We start from the raw sequence: 17,528 nt of genomic DNA, 5'->3' as shown, positions 1-17,528 counted from the left end.
GCCAGGCCGGATGCTCCGGCCGCTCAGTCCCCGTGGGGCCCGAGCCGTTGCGGCGGACCGAACCGCACCGGTAGGCCGGGTGCGTACATCAGGCGCAGGGGTTCGCCGTCCGGAGCCGTCAGACCGGCGGCGGTCACGAGCGAGGCGTCCCAGTCGAGCAGCCGGCACCGGCGGAACGACCACGCCGGATGGTGCGCGGGCATGTAGTACGACCGGCCCCGCACCCGTGCGTGCAGCCCCCAGCGGTTGCTGAGGAACTGCTCCAGCGGGTCCGGTCGCACCACGGTGTCCTCCACCTCGAGCCAGGCCCGACCGCCCGTGTCCGCACCGGCCCGGCCGTCGACGCGGTAGAGCAGCCGGCGGTCGAACCAGTGCCGGGAGATCCGCGACCACCGGTAGGGAAGCCCGAGGCCGCCGCGCGCAGCCAGCACCGGCAGCAGCCGGTCGCAGTCCAGCGAGCGGAAGACCACGCCACGCCGCCCCCGGCCGTCCCTGCTGTACAAGCGGACGTTGACCTCGTTGAACGAACCGAGGTACGGAACCGGCCTGGTGGGGCCGAAAGCCAGATCCTCCATTCTGAAGAACACAAGCCCCACGTACGTCCGCCCGTTGAGGAGGTCCGGGAACACGCCGGCGGGAAGGAGGCGCGACACCTCGAACGGGTCGGCCTCCCAGTGCAGGAACACCAGATCGCGCCAGTACTGCCGCAGCAGTACGCGATCCAGCGGTCTCGGAGGCACCGGCGTGACCTCGTCCACAGGACGGGAGGGCCGCCGATGTCGTCCGCTCCAGTGTCGGTGCTCAGGCATGTCGCGTGACCTTCGCCGTTGGATCGCGTGTCGGTGGCCTGCGCAGGAGCCCCGGGCCGGGCGACCGCAGAGGACGCGGTCGCCCGGCCCGGCGGACCCGGCTGCCAAAGCCACCCGTCGCCGATGTGCAAGCGGACCCCCGGACGACCCGCGCCTCGCCCCGTCCGGTCCGGTCCCGGACGCGCGGCCAGGGTTCAGGCCGGGGGCCGGGGTGGTTCACCGGCGGTCACGGACCGGCGCCCGGGCGCCGTGGAGACCGGGGAACCGAGAGCGGCGCGCCGGGCCGCCAGGGACGCGCGGGCCGCTTCTCGTGGATGGCGGCGGCGCCAGTACGGATTGTCGTGGGGGAGTCCGCCGGAGACCCGCCCGTACATACCGAAGGTCAGCAGAAGCAGCGCCATGACGAACGTGAAGATGACGTTGGTCATGCCGAAGTCGAGGAAGTTCTCCCGCCGGTCCAGGACGGCGAGGTGGGCGAAGCCGGCGAGCAGGAACAACGCGCCGACCACGATGTTGAGGGTCGAGGCGACATTGCCACCGATGACCGCACCGGCCATGAGCACGAGCCCGAAAACGACCGAGACGGTGCTGAGCACGCCGTTGGTGGTCATGCCGGCCAGTTGCGTTCCGTTCGTGTCGAACGGGGCGAGCCGGTCCGCGTACCCGAGGCAGCCGAAGATCAGCAGCAGCAGGCCGCACAGACCGGCACCGTAGCGGTAGACCGTGGCCAGACGGTGGTCGGTGGGCAACTCGTCACGAAGCCGCATGACACATCCTCTCCGGACGTCCCGCACCTCGGCGCGGAACAGTCACAGCAATCACCTTTGTACCGACTTCCAGAAAAAGGTCGGAAAAGGATGCAAAGAAGACAGAGTGCCGCGCTTTCCGTCTGTCGACCGCGTTCCTGCGCCACGCCGCGGATGCATCCGCGGCGCACCCTCCCGCCGAACCACCGACGCGAACCGCCCCACGCAAGCCGTCCCACGCGAGCCGTCCCACGCGAGCCGTCCCACGCGAGCCGTCCCACGCGAGCCGTCCCACGCGAGCCGTCCCACGCGAGCCGTCCCACGCGACAGGAGCGCCCATGTCCACCGTCGTCGCCGCCCCCCACCCTGACGACCGGCAGGTCTCCGACGAGGCCTGCCGCCGCGACCCCGACCCGCTCGTCGCCGCTCGCACGGCGTTCTACACCTCCCCGGTCGGCCCTCCGGGCGCCGCGAGCGACCTCTGCCTCGCCGGCACACCACACGACGGACTGCTGACGAGACTGCTGGCCGCCGAGTACGGGCGGCGCCCGCCCGCCGGCACCTCCAGGCGGAGCACGGTGGGCGACCGGAACGACGCCGCAGTGGCCTCCCTGCGCCGTGCCTGCCGACTGGCGGTGCCCCTGGCCCCCGAGGCGCTGCTCGCTCACGCGCACCTACCGCCTCGCCGGACGGCCGTTCTCCTGGAGCTGTGGGCCGAGACACTGCGATGGCACGGTGCCCGGCACGCGACGGAAGCGCTCCGCGCCCAGCTCACCGATCACCGGCCCCGTACGGTCACCGCCATGACGCTCCTCCTGGAGCTCGCGGCGGCAGGCCGGCTGCGTCCGCTGTCGGCCACCGAGGCCGCGGCACTCTGCGACCACTCAGCGCCCCGCGCACTGCGCCACGCACTGTGGCGCTACCTCCACCTGCTGCCCGACGGCCCTGCCCAGCTGCCCGCCCCGGCCACCGCCTCCGACCACTACGAACAACTGCTGCTCGCCCCTCCCACCCCGACGACCGCCGACGACATCGGATCCGGCGGCCTGCTCGTCGCCCAGACCATGCTCCTCGGCGGCCTCGACACCGCCGGACAGGGCGCGAGCGGTGGCCTGGCCACCCTCCTCGCCGGGCTCGGCGACCACCTCGCGGCGGACAGCGCGATCGACGGTGTCCTGACCGTGGTGACCGCAGGCCACGACGACCTCGCCACCGACCCCGCACTGCTGCGACCGCGGGCAGCGGGACACTGGGAGCTGCGGCTGCCCGTGGACGCCCCCACCACCCCTCCACAAGCAGACCTGCACATCCATCGAGCCGCGCTCACCTGGTGGGCCGTCCGCCTCATGAGCGCGTTGCCCAGGCACCCCGACGTCCTCCATGTGCGCTACGCCGACGACGGCAGCCTCGCGCTCGCCCACGCCGCAGTACACCTGGGTGCCGACCTGGTCTTCACCGCGACCCCCGACCCCCACCGCCACGTCACCCAGCGGTACGCGGGCGCCGACCCCACCGACGCGAAGAGCGCCGAAGAACTCCGCGAGGACCTGCACAAGGTGTTCCTCGCGGACCGGCTCGTGGAGCGCGCACGCGCAGTGGTGGCCATCCCCGGCTCAGCGGGCACCGCGGAACTCACTCGTTTCCTGCCCGTCCTCGCGGCCGTGAACGGCGGCGCGGGTCCCAAGGCGGCACCCGAGGGCATCGCACCCTACAGGCCGGCCACCGACGAGCACGAGCGACGCGAGGCCCTCCTGCGAGCCTTGTTCGCCGACGGCAGCCGCCCGGACGCACTCGCCCCGCGGGACCGCCGACTGCCCCTGCTGCTGTGCGTCGGGCGGTTCGACCGTTCCAAACAGCAGCATCTCCTCGTCCGCACCTGGCTCTCCACCGGCCTGTGGCGCCGCACGACCCTCGTACTCGTGGGCGGCAGCAGGCAACGGCCGACCAAGGCCGAGCAGGAGATGCGCCGTCTGATCCGGGACATGCTGCGCGGGCAGCCGCAGGCCGCACGCCGCATCGCCATGCTGCCCGCGCTGCCCAACGACGTCGTACGCCGCCTCGAACGTGCCCTCGCCGACCGCACCGACGCGCCGCAGGCCTGGTACGTCTGTCCCAGCCGCAAGGAGGAGTTCGGCATCGCCGTACTCGAAGCCATGGAATCCGGCCTCCCGGTGGCCGCACCCCGCCGCGGTGGGGTGCCTCACTATCTGCACGACGGGGTGAACGGCATCCTCTGGGACACTTCGACCACCGACGGCCTGGCGCAAGGCCTCCACAGGCTCACCACCATGCCCGAGCCGGAATGCCACCGCCTGGCGGAGACAGGACGCCACACCGTCCTCTCCCGCTTCTCGGTGGCGGTCATGGCGGACGCGCTGGTGGGGGAGTACCGCCGGGTGCACGAGCGCGGCCTGTGAGCGCGGCTCAAGCGCCAGGTGCTTGGCCGAGCCGGTTTCAGCCTGCCACGCAAGCGCGTATCACTGGCCACGTAACCAACCGCCCGTTCCACGGTGATAGGACTTGCCTTCGAGGAAGGATGAACGAGGGGGGCGACAGCGTGTGGACGCGGTAGTGGCGATCAGCCTGATCCGCATGGCCGCTGCGGACTTGGCCATGGAACCCTGGCAGCGCCCTTCGGACGCGTACCTGGTCCAGTTGGGCCTGGACGCCCTCATGGCCGACGTCGAGGCTCCCTCACTCCCCTTGCTTGCAGGCCTCGCGCGTGGTGAGTATCCCCAGGCCCGAGAGCTGTTCGAGCTTGTGCTGGAAGAGTTGGGTCTGCTGCCGCCGGCCGCGGACGATCTTGCCAAGGCGAGATGGACCGCGGCCCGGTGGTGGGCCGGCCAGATCGTGGCAGGTCGACTCGAACCTGAACAAGGAGCCAAGCTGATCTATCGGGAGTCCGCAGCCGAACTCGACTACCCCGACGCGCTGCAGCCCATCGTGGCACTGGCGAGAGCACTCGACTCACCGCTCGGCCGACTTCCGGACGGGCAGCGCATTCGCGACCGTGTCTCGGCTGCGGCGCGAGACTTTCTCGCCACGCAAGCGCACCAGGACCAGAGCCCTTGAGCGGGTGTTCGCGGAACCGGGAGGCGGCGGCTCCTGGCGAAGCGGCCGGGCACGGTGTCGTCGTGCTGGCAAGATCGGGGCATGGGTCTGAACATGGTCGTCGGTGTGCTCAGCGGTGCCGACAGCGACTACACCGAGACGCTCCGCGCTGAATTCGTCGGAATCGCCGAGCTATTGGAGCGGGCGGGAGCGCGGCAGTGGGCCGAGCCCGATCCGGTTGAGGCGGAGGCCGCGGAGTTCGAGATGTGGGGATACTCGGGCTTGCATGCCGTTCGCCGCCTCGCCGTCCATCTCGAGGCGGATGGGCGCCTGCCCGAGCCGTTGCATGAGGGCCGGCGTGCGACTGACGACCCGCTGTTGAGCAAGGTCTACCAGACTCTCCCAGGCGATCCTCCGGGACTGTTCGACCACCTGATCCATCATTCGGACGCCGAGGGGTACTACGTCCCTGTCGACTTCACCCACGTCATTGCCGACAGCAAGGCACCGGGCGGCTACCTCGGTTCTTCGGTGCGGCTGCTCACGGAAGTACGTCGACTCGCTGAAGCCCTTGGTCTTCCGGAAGACCTCGATCCGCACTCCGAGGAGGTCTTCGAGGCCACGGACGCCGAACAGCCGGCCAGTGACGGATGGCAGCGGTACGGCGTCGAGTCATATGTCTGCCTGCAACTTCTCCAGGCTGCGAAACTCTCGATCGCGACCGGAGCAGCCATCGCCTTCACCTGAGTGCGAGCTTCGTGACAGCTCCGGCGGGGACGCGAGGAACCGGTCGGCAAGGACGGTGACAGTCTTGCGGGTGACGGTCTTGCGGGTGACGGTCCTCCGGGTGACCGCGAGGAACCCGAGGTGGTGTCTCGGCCTCTCGCAGCCGGGTCCGCACGGGCGTGACGATGTCGGGGGCGGCGGTGAAGCCCTCCGAGAGCAGGGCGTTGGGCATGGCCGCGAGACCGGAGGGCGTTCTGCCGCTCGACGGCGGCCGGGGCCTTCGAACAGTGATGACCAGGCTTGGAGATAATCCCGGCATGGTGATGGCACGGCACTGGTACTCCTCGTCACCCGTCGTGGACGGGCACCCGCTCCTGGCTGAGCCGGGCTTCTGGCCTGCGTACTTGGCGGACCTGGCGGACGGGTTCGTGCCGGAGGCTTTCGGATCGGACGCGGGCGACGCGGACGCCATGCTGGACACGCTCCACGACCCGTCGGCGTGGCCGATGTTCACGGTGCCGCTGGCCGGCGGCTTCACGATCGTCGTGCACTTCAACAGCGGCGAGGAGTTCACCACGACGGACTACTTCCTCACGCATCCCGACTGGAGCCAGGATCTCGTCCTGGCCAGTGACGATCAGGACCGCATCGGCCCCGGGCTGTGCTGGCCCGAGCTCGCCGCCCTGCTGGAGGCACCCCCGGGTGCGGCAGGCGTCACCGACCTACACGCCCGTCTCCTCCTCCTTCTGCCTGTTCTCGGCGACGCGGCAATCCCGGAGGAAGCCGTGACGGCGGTGGTCGAGGCTCTGGTCGCGCAGGGTGCGCCCGAGGCGAGCGAGGCGTTGGCCAGACACCTGCTTCAGGGGCACCCCATGTGGGGCGCCGAGAACTGGTGGTTCGACGACGACGAACACAGCTGGCTCTGCGAGGGCGATCACAGCCCCCGAAAAGTCCCCCTCGGCGACCACCTGCCGCCACAACAGCGAGCCGCCCTCGAAGCGTGCCTGACTCCCCGCTGACCGTCTCAAGCCGCAGTGACAACGGCCTCGGTGGGAGGGCCCCGAAGGCGAGCGGCTCGTCGTAGGTGTCGTGCCCATCCGAAGGGCACCTGTTCCGGGACACCGTCGACCGGCTACCGCTGACCCTGGACATCACTCCGGCGGCCAGCACCGACCAGGTCAGCAGGGTCAAGCGGACGCGGCCCATGGCGTCAAGGTGGTCCGTACAGGGGCGCGCTCCACCTGTCCGCGTCAGTCCCACCAGAGCACGACGAGAAGTTGCCGTCGGGATGCAGCACGGTAGAACTCGCGCAGAGCTTCGAAGTGCCCCAGCAGGTACTTCCTCGGGCCACCGACAATGTGCGGTCCGTAGGGCTGTCGGCCAGGTTGGCGAGAGCGCGGCTGGTATTGGCGAAGCGGACGTAGGCGTCCTGCCGGAACGGCGAGATGGCTGAGCGCCTGGGCGATATGGGTCTTCTCGGAGCAGGCATGAGGTAGTGATCCAGTTGGAGGAGGCGGGTGCCGCTTTCTGCGATCAGCCGTTCATGCCGAGCGATTTCGTCCCGGCCGTCGTGGACCACAGCTCGTGCGAGGACGGGATCCGGGCTCACGTTGGAAGGCGCGCCCGCGAGAAGCCCGGCCGACGAGGCGGAGCGATCCGGTCAATGCTCCGTTCGGGAGTCGTATTGGACGCCAAGGAAGGTTCTACACGCGTCGTCGTCACTGCCCGGACATCGGATGACACGAGTCCTGGACGCCGCAGTCGGAGCAATGACCACAATCTTCGCGCAGGCGCCGCGATACGTCCTGAGCCGGGAGAGAATTCCGGCCGCATCGTCCCAAAAGCAAGAGGAAACACCTGTGCGACCACGACTCTTCGCCACGACCGCCTCCATAGCCGCACTCGGACTGCTCGGCCCATTCGTCACCGCCTGCGGCGCATCGGTGAGCGACGGCGGCGAGACGACACTGCGCCTGGTGGCCGCCGAGTACGGCAACAGCCCCACGACCAGTTCCAAGGCGTACTGGGACAAGCTGACCACCGCCTTCACCGCTGCCCACCCCGGCAAGAAGGTCGAGGTGACGCTCTACCCATGGGCTGATGTCGACCGCGAGGTCACCCGCATGGTCGAGGAGGGCAACGCCCCCGACGTGGCCCTGATGGGCGCGTACTCCGACTTCGCGGCGCAGGGCCGGCTCTACGCGGCCGGTGAGCTGCTGTCGGTCAGGGCGGAGTCGAACTTCCTGCCGGCGCTCGCCGAGGCGGGCTCGGTCCGCGACACCCTCTACGGCTTGCCGTTCGTGGCCAGCAGCCGACTGCTCTTCTACAACGAAGAGCTGTTCGACAAGGCCGGGGCGAAGCCGCCCAGAACCTGGTCGGAACTGAAGACCGCGGCACAGGCGCTGAAGGATTCGGGCGCGCCGTACCCGTACGCCCTGCCGCTCGGCCCCGAGGAGGCGCACGCCGAAGCCCTGATCTGGGAACTGAGCAACGGTGGGGGCTACGCCGACGACAGCGGCGGCTACAGCATCGCGTCCGAACAGAACACACAGACGTTCCGTTGGATCAAGGACAACCTGGTCGGGCCCGGCCTCACCGGTCCCGTCCCGCCTGCCGAACTAGACCGGCAGGATGCCTTCGCCGCCTTCCTGCGTGGTGAGGTCGGCATGCTCAACGGTTACCCCTCGCTCCTCCATGAGGCGAGGGCGAAGGGCATCAAGGTCGGCACTCTCCGCATGCCGGTGTCCGACACCCTGAGCGACGAGCAGGCCCCACCGTCCGTGGGCGTCGCCGACTGGATGATGGTCTTCAAGCACGAGGACAAGCACGAGGACAAGCGCGAACTGGCGGGCGACTTCCTGGAGTTCGTCTACCAGGACAAGAACCTCAACGAGTTCGCCGGGCGTTACCACCTGCTGCCCTCGACGGTGACGGCGACGCAGCTCTCCAAGGACGCGGCGGCGGACCCCAGCGGAGAGCAGTTCCTGACCGCCTTGCGCGGCGCCCGGCTCTATCCGGTCAACGAACCGTCCTGGCTGCAGGTCAGCAACATCATCAAGCGCAACATCGGCAAGGCCGTCGCACCGTCCGCCGACCCGAAGGCCGTGCTGGAGGACATCGCCCAGCAGGCTCAGGAGACAGCGGAGGATGAGTAGGGGGTGTTGAGCGGCCCCCACGGACAGCGCCCCTGTCCGGCCGTCCGGCGGCACCGCCCCGAAGCCCCTGCCCCCGCCTCCCTCCGCGCGTTCCTCGAGGCGACCAGCACAGCACGCTCGACGGGCTCGCGGCCGGCCCAGCCGCGGAAAGACCCCGCCCACCAACGGAGTCGACCGTGGCGACGGGCCAGTGGGCGAGGCCGGGGGCGGTGGTCAGCGGTAGGCGGCGAGGAAGACGCGGGCGCCGGCGGCGGCGTAGTGGTCGAGGTCGGCCTCGGTGTGCTGGACCCTGCCGGTGAACATGGCCTTGTTCACCGGGATCCACAGCAGCAGGCCGGAGAAGTGGTTCGCGGCCAGGAGTGTGTCGTCGATGCGGAGGAGCCCTTGGTCGGTCAGGCGCTGGAAGGTCGCCGCCAGCGTGGTGAGCCCTCGTTGGAAGCCTCGCTCGTACCACTCGGTTCCCAGGTCGGGGAAGACGTCGGCGTTGGCGATGATCAGGCGCCGCAACTGGATCACCCGGGGGTCGGTGAGGGCGGTCAGGAACTGACGGGCGAGCCGGGTCAGGTTCTCTTCCAGGTCGGCGTCGTCGGTGGGGAGGTCGGCCAGCAGGTCGATCGTGGTGTCGAGCCGGTCGGTGGTGGCCAGGACGATGTCGGCGAAGAGCTTCTCCTTGTCGGAGAAGTGCTTGTACACGGTCTGCTTGGACACCGCGGCCAGCTTCGCGATGTCGTCCATGCTCGTTCCCGCGTATCCCTTGTCCAGGAAAACGCTGGTCGCGGCCTCCAGGATCGCCTCGTGCTTGCGGGCTGAACGGCTGTCCATCACCGGCTCCTTCTCCATGCGTCTGCCTCTCCCAGGAAGAGTACTGGACTGACCAGTACTCGTGTGAGTACTGTACCGTCCAGTTCCGAAAGGGCGGGGGCCTCCGGCCGGCCGCTCCCGCAGACCTATGGAGTGGTTCCTCATGGACAAGGTGTTCTCCGCCGACGGCACGGCCATCGCCTACGAGCGGCAGGGCTCGGGCCCCGCGGTGGTGCTCGTCGGCGGCGCTTTCATGACACGCGGCGATTCCGCCGCACTCGCCGGCCTGCTGGCCGAGCACTGCACCGTCATCACGTACGACCGCCGGGGCCGCGGCGACAGCGGGGACAGCCCGGAGTACGACGTGCAGCGCGAGGTCGAGGACCTGGACGCCCTGATCGAGCGCGCGGGCGGCGAGGCGATGGTCTTCGGCATGTCCTCCGGCGCCGTACTGGCGCTGGAGGCCGTCGCCCGGGGCAGCGCCGTCTCCAGGCTGGCCGTGTACGAGCCGCCCTTCATCACCGACTCCAGCCGCCCACCGCTGCCCGCCGACTACGTCACCCACCTGACGGACCTCGTGCGGCAGGGAGCGTACGGCGACGCCGTGGCCTACTTCATGACCGCAGCCGTGGGCATGCCCGCAGAGGCCGTCGCCGGGATGCGGCAGGCCCCCTTCTGGGCAGGTATGGAAGCCACCGCCCGCACCCTGCCTTATGACGGCCAGGTCATGGGTGACACCATGTCCGGTCGGCCGCTGCCCGCCGACCGCTGGCGGTCTGTGACGGTGCCCGTACTCGTCGGCAGCGGGGACGCGGGCGCCCCGCACATGCTCACCGGCGCGCGGGAACTCGCCGCACTGGCCGACAACTTCACCCTGCACGTCTTCCCCGGCCAGGAGCACAACATCGGCCCGGAGCTCCTCGCCCCCGTCCTGGCCGGCTTCTTCATCGCGGGGGAGCAGGTATGAGCAAGGTCTTCGCCAGTCTGGGCATGTCCCTGGACGGTTTCATCGCCGGCCCCGATGCCCGGCCCGACAACCCGCTGGGTGACGGCGGAATGCGGATCCACGAATGGGTCTTCGGTGTCGAGAGCTGGCGGGAGCGCCAGAGCATCGGCGGCGGGCAAGCCAATCAGGACGACGACATCGTCCAGGAGAACTTCGCCCGCGCCGGCGCCTACATCATGGGGCGTCAGATGTTCGCCGAAGGGGAGGTCGGCTGGCCCGACCCGCCGCCCTTCCGCGCCCCCGTCTTCGTCCTCACCCACACCCCGCGGGAACCATGGGTACGGCAGGGTGGCACCACCTTCACCTTCGTGACCGAAGGGGTGGGCGGCGCGCTGGCGCAGGCTCGCCGGGCCGCAGGGGACAAGGACGTCCAGATCTCCGGCGGTGCGGACACCGTACGACAGTTCATCGACGCCGGACTGCTGGACGAACTCCAGATCCACCTGGCGCCCGTCGTACTCGGCTCGGGCGTCCGGCTCTTCGACGGCGTCTCGCCTGGTGTCGGCCTCGAACCCACACGGGTGGTCGACTCGCCCCAGGTCACTCACCTCACGTACCGGATCAGATCGTCCTAGGCCGCTCTGGTGCGTCCGGTCGCGCGGCGACGCAGGGCTCCAGGAGCCGGACCCGGCGGCCGGGGTGGAGGCGATGAAGCTGTAGCGGCCAAGCAAATTCAGATTCCGGTGCTCGGGCAGGGAGAGGCAGGCGATGTCCTCGGGGGCCCGCAGCCTGTGCGGCCGCAGGCAGGGGAAGCAGCGGCCTGGTCGCAGGGCAGGTCGAAGGGCAGCTGACCAAATGCCGCACATCTCTCGTCGGCAAAATGTGTCAAAAGTGGATGAACAGCCCACTCGGACCGGGACGGATGGTCACGCGTGATCTCCGGCGCACCGCCTTCGGCGCGTGCCGGGATGTCGAGGCGTGGACCGCACGCAGAACATCCGACGAGGAGAAGCTGCCGATGAGTGAGTCTGTACACACCGGAACCGGAACCACCGGAGAAAAGGCCAAGGCGGAGACCTCCGCGACGGCCGGCCAGGCCAAACAGGCCGCGTCCCAGGTGGCGGGAACCGCGGCGGAACAGGCCCGGAGCGTGGTGAGCGACGCGCGGCAGCAGGCGAGCACGGTCATCGATGACCTGCTCGGCCGTGCGAAGGACGAGGCCGAGGGCCAGACCAAGCGGGCCGCCGGAACGCTGCGGCAGTGGGCGAGCGACCTGTCCGGCCTGGCAGAGAACGCCGAGGGCGACTCGCCCGCCCGCAACCTCGCGGCCCAGGCGGCCGACAAGGGCCACCGGGCGGCCGACTACCTGGAGAAGCAGGGCGTCGACGGCCTCGCCTCCGACCTCCGCGGTTTCGCCCGCCGACGGCCCGGTGCCTTCCTGGGCGGCGCGCTGCTGGCCGGACTGGCCGTCGGGCGCCTGGCACGGGTGGCGGGAGCCGCCCAGTCCGGCGGGGACGGGCAGGTCACCGGAGGAGGCCCGGACCAGGGCCGCGACGCGCTGGACGCGCCCGCCTCTCACGCGCTGCCCACCGGCGCCTCCGTCCACGACACCCCGCCGCGGACGCCACCCGCTCCGCCGGTCCCGCCGGTCGCCGGCCCGCCCCACGGAGCGCCGGGCCGTCCGTACCCGGAGGTGTGAGATGGCCTCGATCGCCCCTACGCCCGGTCGTGCCGAGCCGCAGGTGCAGGACCCGTCCGTGGGACAGCTGCTGTCCCATGTGACCGCGGATCTTCAGACGCTCTTCCGCCAGGAGGTCGAGCTGGCGAAGTCGGAGATCAAGGAGGAGACGACCAAGGCGGGCAAGGCCGCCGGGATGTTCGGCGGTGCCGGATTCGCCGGCTACATGGTGCTGCTGTTCCTGTCGCTGGCGGCCGTGCTCGGCCTCGCCAACGTGATGGACGGAGGCTGGGCCGCCCTGATCGTCACCGCCGTGTGGGCCGTCGTCGCGGCCGTGCTCTACCAGAAGGGCCGCGGCCAGCTGCGCACCGTCTCCCCGAAGCCCGAGCGAACCGTCGAGACCATGAAGGAGAACGCGGAATGGGCACGTCACCCGACCAAGTGAGGGCCGAGATCGAGGCCACCCGCGGCCGGCTGTCCGCGAACGTGGACCAGATCGCCGACCGCACCAGTCCTCGGCGGGCAGTACGCCGTCGCAAGGCGAGGATGCGTGGCGCGGTGTCGGGCATCCGTGAGCGGGTCATGGGCACCGCGTCGGACACCGCACACGGTGTGGCCGGCACCGCGCAGTCCGCGAGCGGATCGCTGCAGGAAGGCACCGGACGGGCGGTCGAGTCGGCACGCGACGCGGCCGGACAGGCGGGCCAGGCGGTGCAACAGGCGCCGGACCTGGCTCGCCGTCAGACACGCGGCAACCCACTGGCCGCCGGCCTGGTCGCCTTCGGCGTCGGGGTGCTGGCCTCCTCCCTGCTGCCGACTTCCGAGAAGGAGGAGCAGAAGGCCTCCGACCTGATGCAGAGCGAGGCGCTCGAACCCTTGAAGCAAGCCGCCGCGGAATCCGCGCAGCACCTGAAGGAGGGCGCGAAGGAGGTGACGCAGAGCGCGGCCGCGGAGGTGAAGGACAGCGCGGCGCAAGCCGCCCGCACCACCCAGGACGAGGCGCGCGACCAGACCGGCCAGGTCACCGAGCAGGCCCGTGACTCCGGCCGGAACCTCGCCGACGAGGCCCGACGGCAAGGCCCCGGATCCCCGTAGACCCGCCGCCCGAACGACGAAGCCCCGAGCCCGGTCCGGTCCGCCCGGCGGATATCCACGGTGACGCGGTCGAGGTGGCGATACGGGACTGCGATCCGGTGCTGCCGGTGGCCCGGGCCGCCGACGTCGGTCGGGTGGCCCACGGCTTGGAGATCGTCATGGCCGTCGCTGAGGGCATCGAGGCGCACCTGGAGCCGGTGGGTGAGCGCATCAGCCCACATCGAAGCGGGGCGGCCGGCTTCCCCGGCTGCCGTGGCGTCGGGCCCGCTGGTCCCCTGGCTCGAAATGGTGGGCTCGATGTAGCCGTCTGCCCGGCGACACCTGGCGCCGGGACCAGTGACCGGCCGTCGCCCCTTATTCGCTGCCGAGCGAGAAGTCCGCGGTGGCCGGGAACTTGAGGCCCGTGCAGTCGCGGCGGGTGGTGACGTCTTGGACGTACGCCCTGAAGAGGTGCTCCAGGTGCGGGGCGGCCGCGCGGGCGTAGACGTACTGCGCGCGCAGGACGTGGACGGCGGGCCTTCCGTCGCAGACGGAGGTCGCCCACCACGTGGTGCCGTCCTGGTCGCCGCGGCCCGCGGTACCCGGGGCGACGGGCCGGTCGTCAGCGTCGCGCAGGGCTACGTCGGTGAGGTACACGTCAGGGGTGTCCTGGCCGTAGAAGGTCTGGACGTCGGCCCACCAGTCATACTGCGGTTCCAGACCGGGCCGGAAGCTGGCGCGGCTGCTGTCGCTGTCGTAGGAGCGGTCGAACAGGGTCTGCGCCCGGCCGGTGGTCATGGCCAGGACGCACCGCTCACGCCACGCCTCGTCGGTGGCCGCCGTCGCCATCACCTGTTCGGGCAGCCAAGGCCGTTCGGCGGCCGGGGAGTTCAGCCGTGCGTACCAGGCGCAGGTCCCCGTCGCTCGGGCGGCCGGACCCAGCGCCGGGACGGCCGGTAGGCGGCTCGGAAGGGCCGCCGCGCGAGCCGAGCAACCCAGCTTTCCCGCCGCTTCGTTGGCGGCGCGGACCGCGACGGACGCTACCCGGTGGCGCTCGTCCTCGCTCGGTGTGCGGCCCTCGTACGACCACAGCCCGGTGTACGCGGCCCTGGCGGTGACTTCGAGCGTGCCCACGGGGCCGTCCTGGTACGTGCCGTCGGGACAGCCCAGCCGGACGGTCGTGGCGCCGGTGCCCACCAGGGCCGGCACCCCGCCGCCGGCCGGGACCTCCATGCGCTGCCAGCGCTCGGGCCTTTCGAAGCCGTCTCGCGTGACGACGTTGGCACTCTCGCGTTCCGGACCGGCATCGACGCGCAGCCTCAGCAGCGGGATGCCGTAGCGCCGGTCACCCGTCCCCGCGTTGCGCAGAGTGCAGGACGAGGGCAGGTCGGAAAGGTCCAGCTGCTCGCTCTGCCGCAGGTCCCGCTCCGCGTAGTCCATGTCCCGCACGTCGTCCACCGCTACGAGGCCCGCGCACCCGTCGGCAACCTCACGGTGGGTTCGCCACTCGTCCCACAGCACGCTTCCGCCGAAGCCTGTGCCGGCGACGGCCGCCAGGCACAGCACGACGTTCATGAACGTTCTTGTGCGCTTCGGGATTTCCATCGCTTCTGCCTCCCCCGGTCTCGTCACCGCGGCCTCATAGCCCCCCCCGGTCGTCGCTGACGGCGCCGGTCGACCTTCGGCGTTGATCGTTCAGCGAAGCTACCAGCCAGATCCGACGGGCAGCGGTGGCAGGTGGCGCAGAAGCTCGCCTGGATCGCTACGTGAGACACCGTCATGGATGTTCGTTGGCGCATCGTGCTGAGCTGCGAAGCGAAGGAGAGAAGGAACCGTCGCGCGCCGACAACGCCGAGGGACGCTCTGCGCGGGTGGCCCAGGCAAGACGTCGCTCGTCGATGTCGATGAGGGTGGCGATGGTGTCGGGGCTGCGTCCACCTCCGACCTCGCCGACGCCAGCAAGGACCGTCCAGCGCACCCCCACTCACACCGCCTCCCCGCACGCCACCTGATGTCCACTGTCGGGAACAATGACCCCACCATCCACCCGGGGCTTGGGCGTCGTCCGGTGAGCATGCGTCTGCTGCGAACGCCCCCGCTCAGGCAGGCAGTGTGGTCGCGGCTGAGGGCCGCATGAGGGCAGGGGCGGCCAGACCAGCAGGCACAATGCAGCTGAACAGGACCACGGGCCACACCGCCAGGCCCACGAACAGCGAGGTCGGGACACTGGCGCACAGGGCGGCGACTGCGACCGCGACAGCGCGAGCGTACCGTGACGCCGGATCGGTGCTCATCGCCTTGGCCCACAGCAGCACGACCACGGTGATTCCCAACTCGACGACCGCTGCGGGAGCGGCGATCTGGAGGGCACCCGCCCACCGGTCACGCTCTGCGTGCTCGCTCCGGACTGCGCCTCGAACACACCGAGAAGGAAGTAGTAGAGAACCGCCAACGGTGCGACTGCCGACACGGCGACGCATCCGAGCCGGATCAGGAGCCGCAAGTTGTGCACATTTCACCTTCGCCCTTGTTCCGGGTCTGTCGGAACGGGCCGGGCCCCCGCCCCTCATGTCGAAAAACTGTACGACGGCCTGGCCGCCCTGGGCACGTACCTGCTGATCGCGTTCGAGTGGGGCGGCATGCCCGTCAGCGCCGACTTCGACATCGGCGACGACCGGTGAGCCGCGAGCCGCCTCCTGCGCAGAGCCGGCTGGACGGCGGCCGCCGCCACGCTGGTCCTCGCCGCCCGCTGTGAAGACGCCGTCGCACGGACGTCACTCCAGGCGACGATGCGGCGAACCGTTGCCACCCCGTGTTGCTCGACGCGCCCGGTTTCGGGCAGGAGAGCGGCCGAGCGCCCCGATGCGTTTGCCGGGCCATGACCGGCGCCCGCCGGATGGCGAGCCCGGTAGCTGCGATGCCCCTCAGCCCGCTGGTCGTGTCCGCTCCGTCGCGGAGCGGGGGAACCGCCCCACGGCAAGCCGGGGTGCCGCTTTGCTGGCCCCGTGAACGACATCGCACAGCGGCCTCAAACTGCCCAGGCCTCGGGGCCGCCGCCCCGCCACTCGATGAGGGCGGACCGGACCACATCCATCTCGTCCCAGTCCTGGAGCCCGGCTTCCTGCATGAACGCGGTGACGTCCAGGACGCTGTAGGCGATCCCTACGAACCGCCCGTTCAGGCGGATGCGCCGGCCGCCGTCGTCGGAGGGCGGGTAGACGGTGACGGGGCGATCGGTGGCCATGCCGTCAGCCTGCCGTGGCCTCAGGCCGCACGCACGGTGTGCTGCGCCGGGTGTGTGGCCGCGAGCGCGCCGGCCACCAGGTTTCTGGGCGGTCGCGCGGTGCGTGTTGAGGCCCTGATCTCAAATCCGTGGCACTTCCTCGGGCAATGCTGGACGATGTCGGTGTGCAGCTCTCCCACGTCTATCGCGTCACCAAGTACGACCCCGCCGACCGTGACGAGTATGGGCACTACACCGGCCTGGAGGACGTGACCAGCGATCACGGCGAGGTCGAGGCGGCCTACCTTCAGGCAGTTCGGGCGTTCGCCGCAGAGACGGGCGTCGACCGTCTGTCCGTGCGCGAGCCGGAGGTCTCGTCGTTCGTCCATTTCGGCGTCGAGCCGCCTCTGAAGGGCTTCGGTCTCGGCACGCTCCTTCCGGGCGGTCTCGCCGGCTTCTACGACGGAGCAGAGGTGTCGCTGGACACAGGGGTGGAGTTGGTGCGGCTCATGCTGCGGGACAGTGGCGCCTGGTGCCGGCTGGAGGTTGAGGGGGCGTTCGCCGTGCACGTCGGGTGGGACCAGTACATGTACATCGGCAGCAGTCAGCCCTGCCATGCGGCGCTGGCCCGCACCCGCGAGCTCGGGCTGTTCCCGGAATCCCTTGACGAGTCTCCCTACGACTTCGAGCCCGACGAGGACGGCGTTCCACGGCCGGGCGACGACGAATTCTGGGCCGTCCTGCACAGTGCGGTGGCCGGCGGTCGCGCGGGACTCCTGGAAGAGATCCACGTTCAGAACGCCTCGCGATGGCATCGCCTCACCAGCGACACCATCGACACGGTTCGCGCCGCCCTCGCTCCCCGCGCGCGCCTGGCCGTGTGGCCGGACCTTTCCACCGACACCGCCGCCGTCCTCGCCGGCCTCCCCGCCGAGGGCCTCGTCGAAGGCGTCTGGCAGGACACGGACGGCCGGATCCACAGCGGCGTCGCTGACGAGGACGAGTTCCCGGAACTGGCTGCCCGGATCACCGGTGCCCATGCGGCAGCGCTTCTGCCCATGTACGCCGATGAACGCGTCCCTCTCCTCTCCGCTGTCATGCCTGACAGCGACGGAGTCGTACGGGCCCGCTGGCAGGCTGAGCGATCCCTCCACGACTCGGCCCAGGAACTCCGACTCTCGTAGTACTCAGGACCGCGGCTGCTTCCCTTGCCCGACCCAGGCTCCAACCCTGCGGGATCGCGGACGCCGTCATCGAGGACCGCGCGGTGGACGTCGTAGCTCCTGACGGTCGCGCCGTACTCGGGACGCTCGGCCCAA

General features: G+C 70.4%; 16 protein-coding genes. 11 read left to right on the top strand and 5 right to left on the bottom strand.

Features of this window, described 5'->3' with window-relative positions; all coding sequences use genetic code 11:
* Positions 1 to 23 precede the first annotated feature (23 nt).
* Together ABT232_RS11360 and ABT232_RS11355 are read right to left on the bottom strand one after the other, a co-directional pair.
* Positions 24 to 740, bottom strand: coding sequence for a YqjF family protein (locus tag ABT232_RS11360; RefSeq protein WP_351839004.1), 717 nt, complete (start codon positions 738 to 740; stop codon positions 24 to 26).
* A gap of 263 nt (positions 741 to 1,003) precedes the next feature.
* Entirely contained in the window at positions 1,004 to 1,576 is a 573-nt protein-coding gene (locus tag ABT232_RS11355; protein WP_351839002.1) for a DUF4383 domain-containing protein, read from the bottom strand.
* Positions 1,577 to 1,893: 317 nt separating this feature from the next.
* Here ABT232_RS11355 and ABT232_RS11350 point away from each other — a divergent pair, with 317 nt between their 5' ends.
* The 5 genes from ABT232_RS11350 to ABT232_RS11330 all read left to right on the top strand — a co-directional run bounded on the left by ABT232_RS11350 (position 1,894) and on the right by ABT232_RS11330 (position 8,487).
* Positions 1,894 to 3,972, top strand: a complete 2,079-nt coding sequence (locus tag ABT232_RS11350; protein WP_351839001.1) for a glycosyltransferase — start codon at positions 1,894 to 1,896, stop codon at positions 3,970 to 3,972.
* A gap of 154 nt (positions 3,973 to 4,126) precedes the next feature.
* A complete protein-coding gene (locus ABT232_RS11345; RefSeq protein ID WP_351838999.1) occupies positions 4,127 to 4,627 on the top strand; it encodes a hypothetical protein in 501 nt (166 codons plus the stop codon).
* An 81-nt stretch (positions 4,628 to 4,708) separates the two neighbouring features.
* On the top strand, positions 4,709 to 5,353 hold the full coding sequence (locus tag ABT232_RS11340) for a putative DNA-mimic protein (protein ID WP_351838997.1): 645 nt from the start codon (positions 4,709 to 4,711) through the stop codon (positions 5,351 to 5,353).
* Between the two features lie 209 nt (positions 5,354 to 5,562).
* Positions 5,563 to 6,351, top strand: a complete 789-nt coding sequence (locus ABT232_RS11335; RefSeq protein WP_351838995.1) for a hypothetical protein — start codon at positions 5,563 to 5,565, stop codon at positions 6,349 to 6,351.
* 840 nt (positions 6,352 to 7,191) lie between these two features.
* Positions 7,192 to 8,487 (top strand): extracellular solute-binding protein, encoded by a 1,296-nt coding sequence (locus ABT232_RS11330; RefSeq protein ID WP_351838994.1) that lies wholly within the window; start codon positions 7,192 to 7,194, stop codon positions 8,485 to 8,487.
* A gap of 213 nt (positions 8,488 to 8,700) precedes the next feature.
* On the opposite strand, the gene ABT232_RS11325 is transcribed toward ABT232_RS11330, so the two are convergent.
* On the bottom strand, positions 8,701 to 9,309 hold the full coding sequence (locus ABT232_RS11325; RefSeq protein WP_351838992.1) for a TetR/AcrR family transcriptional regulator: 609 nt from the start codon (positions 9,307 to 9,309) through the stop codon (positions 8,701 to 8,703).
* Positions 9,310 to 9,451: 142 nt separating this feature from the next.
* Here ABT232_RS11325 and ABT232_RS11320 point away from each other — a divergent pair, with 142 nt between their 5' ends.
* The 5 genes from ABT232_RS11320 (at position 9,452) to ABT232_RS11300 (ending at position 13,007) form a co-directional block, all read left to right on the top strand.
* Positions 9,452 to 10,255, top strand: a complete 804-nt coding sequence (locus ABT232_RS11320) for an alpha/beta fold hydrolase (protein ID WP_351838990.1) — start codon at positions 9,452 to 9,454, stop codon at positions 10,253 to 10,255.
* The gene (locus tag ABT232_RS11315; RefSeq protein ID WP_351838988.1) at positions 10,252 to 10,869 is read left to right on the top strand and encodes a dihydrofolate reductase family protein; all 618 of its coding nucleotides are present in this window, start codon (positions 10,252 to 10,254) and stop codon (positions 10,867 to 10,869) included. Before ABT232_RS11320 ends, ABT232_RS11315 begins: the two co-directional genes overlap by 4 nt.
* A gap of 383 nt (positions 10,870 to 11,252) precedes the next feature.
* A complete protein-coding gene (locus tag ABT232_RS11310; protein ID WP_351838987.1) occupies positions 11,253 to 11,933 on the top strand; it encodes a F0F1 ATP synthase subunit B family protein in 681 nt (226 codons plus the stop codon).
* A 1-nt stretch (position 11,934) separates the two neighbouring features.
* The gene (locus tag ABT232_RS11305; RefSeq protein ID WP_351838985.1) at positions 11,935 to 12,357 is read left to right on the top strand and encodes a phage holin family protein; all 423 of its coding nucleotides are present in this window, start codon (positions 11,935 to 11,937) and stop codon (positions 12,355 to 12,357) included.
* Positions 12,333 to 13,007, top strand: coding sequence for a DUF3618 domain-containing protein (locus tag ABT232_RS11300; RefSeq protein WP_351838984.1), 675 nt, complete (start codon positions 12,333 to 12,335; stop codon positions 13,005 to 13,007). The genes ABT232_RS11305 and ABT232_RS11300 overlap by 25 nt, the downstream gene beginning before the upstream one ends.
* Positions 13,008 to 13,361: 354 nt before the next feature.
* On the opposite strand, the gene ABT232_RS11295 is transcribed toward ABT232_RS11300, so the two are convergent.
* Together ABT232_RS11295 and ABT232_RS11290 are read right to left on the bottom strand one after the other, a co-directional pair.
* Positions 13,362 to 14,561, bottom strand: coding sequence for a hypothetical protein (locus ABT232_RS11295; protein ID WP_351838983.1), 1,200 nt, complete (start codon positions 14,559 to 14,561; stop codon positions 13,362 to 13,364).
* A 1,453-nt stretch (positions 14,562 to 16,014) separates the two neighbouring features.
* Entirely contained in the window at positions 16,015 to 16,230 is a 216-nt protein-coding gene (locus ABT232_RS11290; RefSeq protein WP_351838981.1) for a hypothetical protein, read from the bottom strand.
* A 146-nt stretch (positions 16,231 to 16,376) separates the two neighbouring features.
* On the opposite strand from ABT232_RS11290, the gene ABT232_RS11285 reads away from it, so the two are divergent.
* Positions 16,377 to 17,393, top strand: coding sequence for an RNA-binding protein (locus ABT232_RS11285; RefSeq protein WP_351838980.1), 1,017 nt, complete (start codon positions 16,377 to 16,379; stop codon positions 17,391 to 17,393).
* Positions 17,394 to 17,528: the final 135 nt, after the last annotated feature.

Source organism: Streptomyces sp. NPDC001532, from assembly GCF_040298625.1.
Lineage (GTDB): Bacteria > Actinomycetota > Actinomycetes > Streptomycetales > Streptomycetaceae > Streptomyces.
Note: the sequence above shows the minus strand (reverse complement) of the source record. Positions and strands in the feature narration are given on the sequence as shown.

Excerpts from the sequence above, each read along its gene's own strand:
- ABT232_RS11355 (WP_351839002.1), bottom strand. The coding sequence starts at position 1,576 with ATGCGGCTTCGTGACGAGTTGCCCACCGACCACCGTCTGGCCACGGTC.
- ABT232_RS11350 (WP_351839001.1), top strand. The coding sequence starts at position 1,894 with ATGTCCACCGTCGTCGCCGCCCCCCACCCTGACGACCGGCAGGTCTCC.
- ABT232_RS11340 (WP_351838997.1), top strand. The coding sequence starts at position 4,709 with ATGGGTCTGAACATGGTCGTCGGTGTGCTCAGCGGTGCCGACAGCGAC.
- ABT232_RS11335 (WP_351838995.1), top strand. The coding sequence starts at position 5,563 with ATGGCCGCGAGACCGGAGGGCGTTCTGCCGCTCGACGGCGGCCGGGGC.
- ABT232_RS11325 (WP_351838992.1), bottom strand. The coding sequence starts at position 9,309 with ATGGACAGCCGTTCAGCCCGCAAGCACGAGGCGATCCTGGAGGCCGCG.
- ABT232_RS11320 (WP_351838990.1), top strand. The coding sequence starts at position 9,452 with ATGGACAAGGTGTTCTCCGCCGACGGCACGGCCATCGCCTACGAGCGG.
- ABT232_RS11315 (WP_351838988.1), top strand. The coding sequence starts at position 10,252 with ATGAGCAAGGTCTTCGCCAGTCTGGGCATGTCCCTGGACGGTTTCATC.
- ABT232_RS11310 (WP_351838987.1), top strand. The coding sequence starts at position 11,253 with ATGAGTGAGTCTGTACACACCGGAACCGGAACCACCGGAGAAAAGGCC.
- ABT232_RS11305 (WP_351838985.1), top strand. The coding sequence starts at position 11,935 with ATGGCCTCGATCGCCCCTACGCCCGGTCGTGCCGAGCCGCAGGTGCAG.
- ABT232_RS11300 (WP_351838984.1), top strand. The coding sequence starts at position 12,333 with ATGGGCACGTCACCCGACCAAGTGAGGGCCGAGATCGAGGCCACCCGC.
- ABT232_RS11295 (WP_351838983.1), bottom strand. The coding sequence starts at position 14,561 with ATGAACGTCGTGCTGTGCCTGGCGGCCGTCGCCGGCACAGGCTTCGGC.
- ABT232_RS11290 (WP_351838981.1), bottom strand. The coding sequence starts at position 16,230 with ATGGCCACCGATCGCCCCGTCACCGTCTACCCGCCCTCCGACGACGGC.
- ABT232_RS11285 (WP_351838980.1), top strand. The coding sequence starts at position 16,377 with ATGCTGGACGATGTCGGTGTGCAGCTCTCCCACGTCTATCGCGTCACC.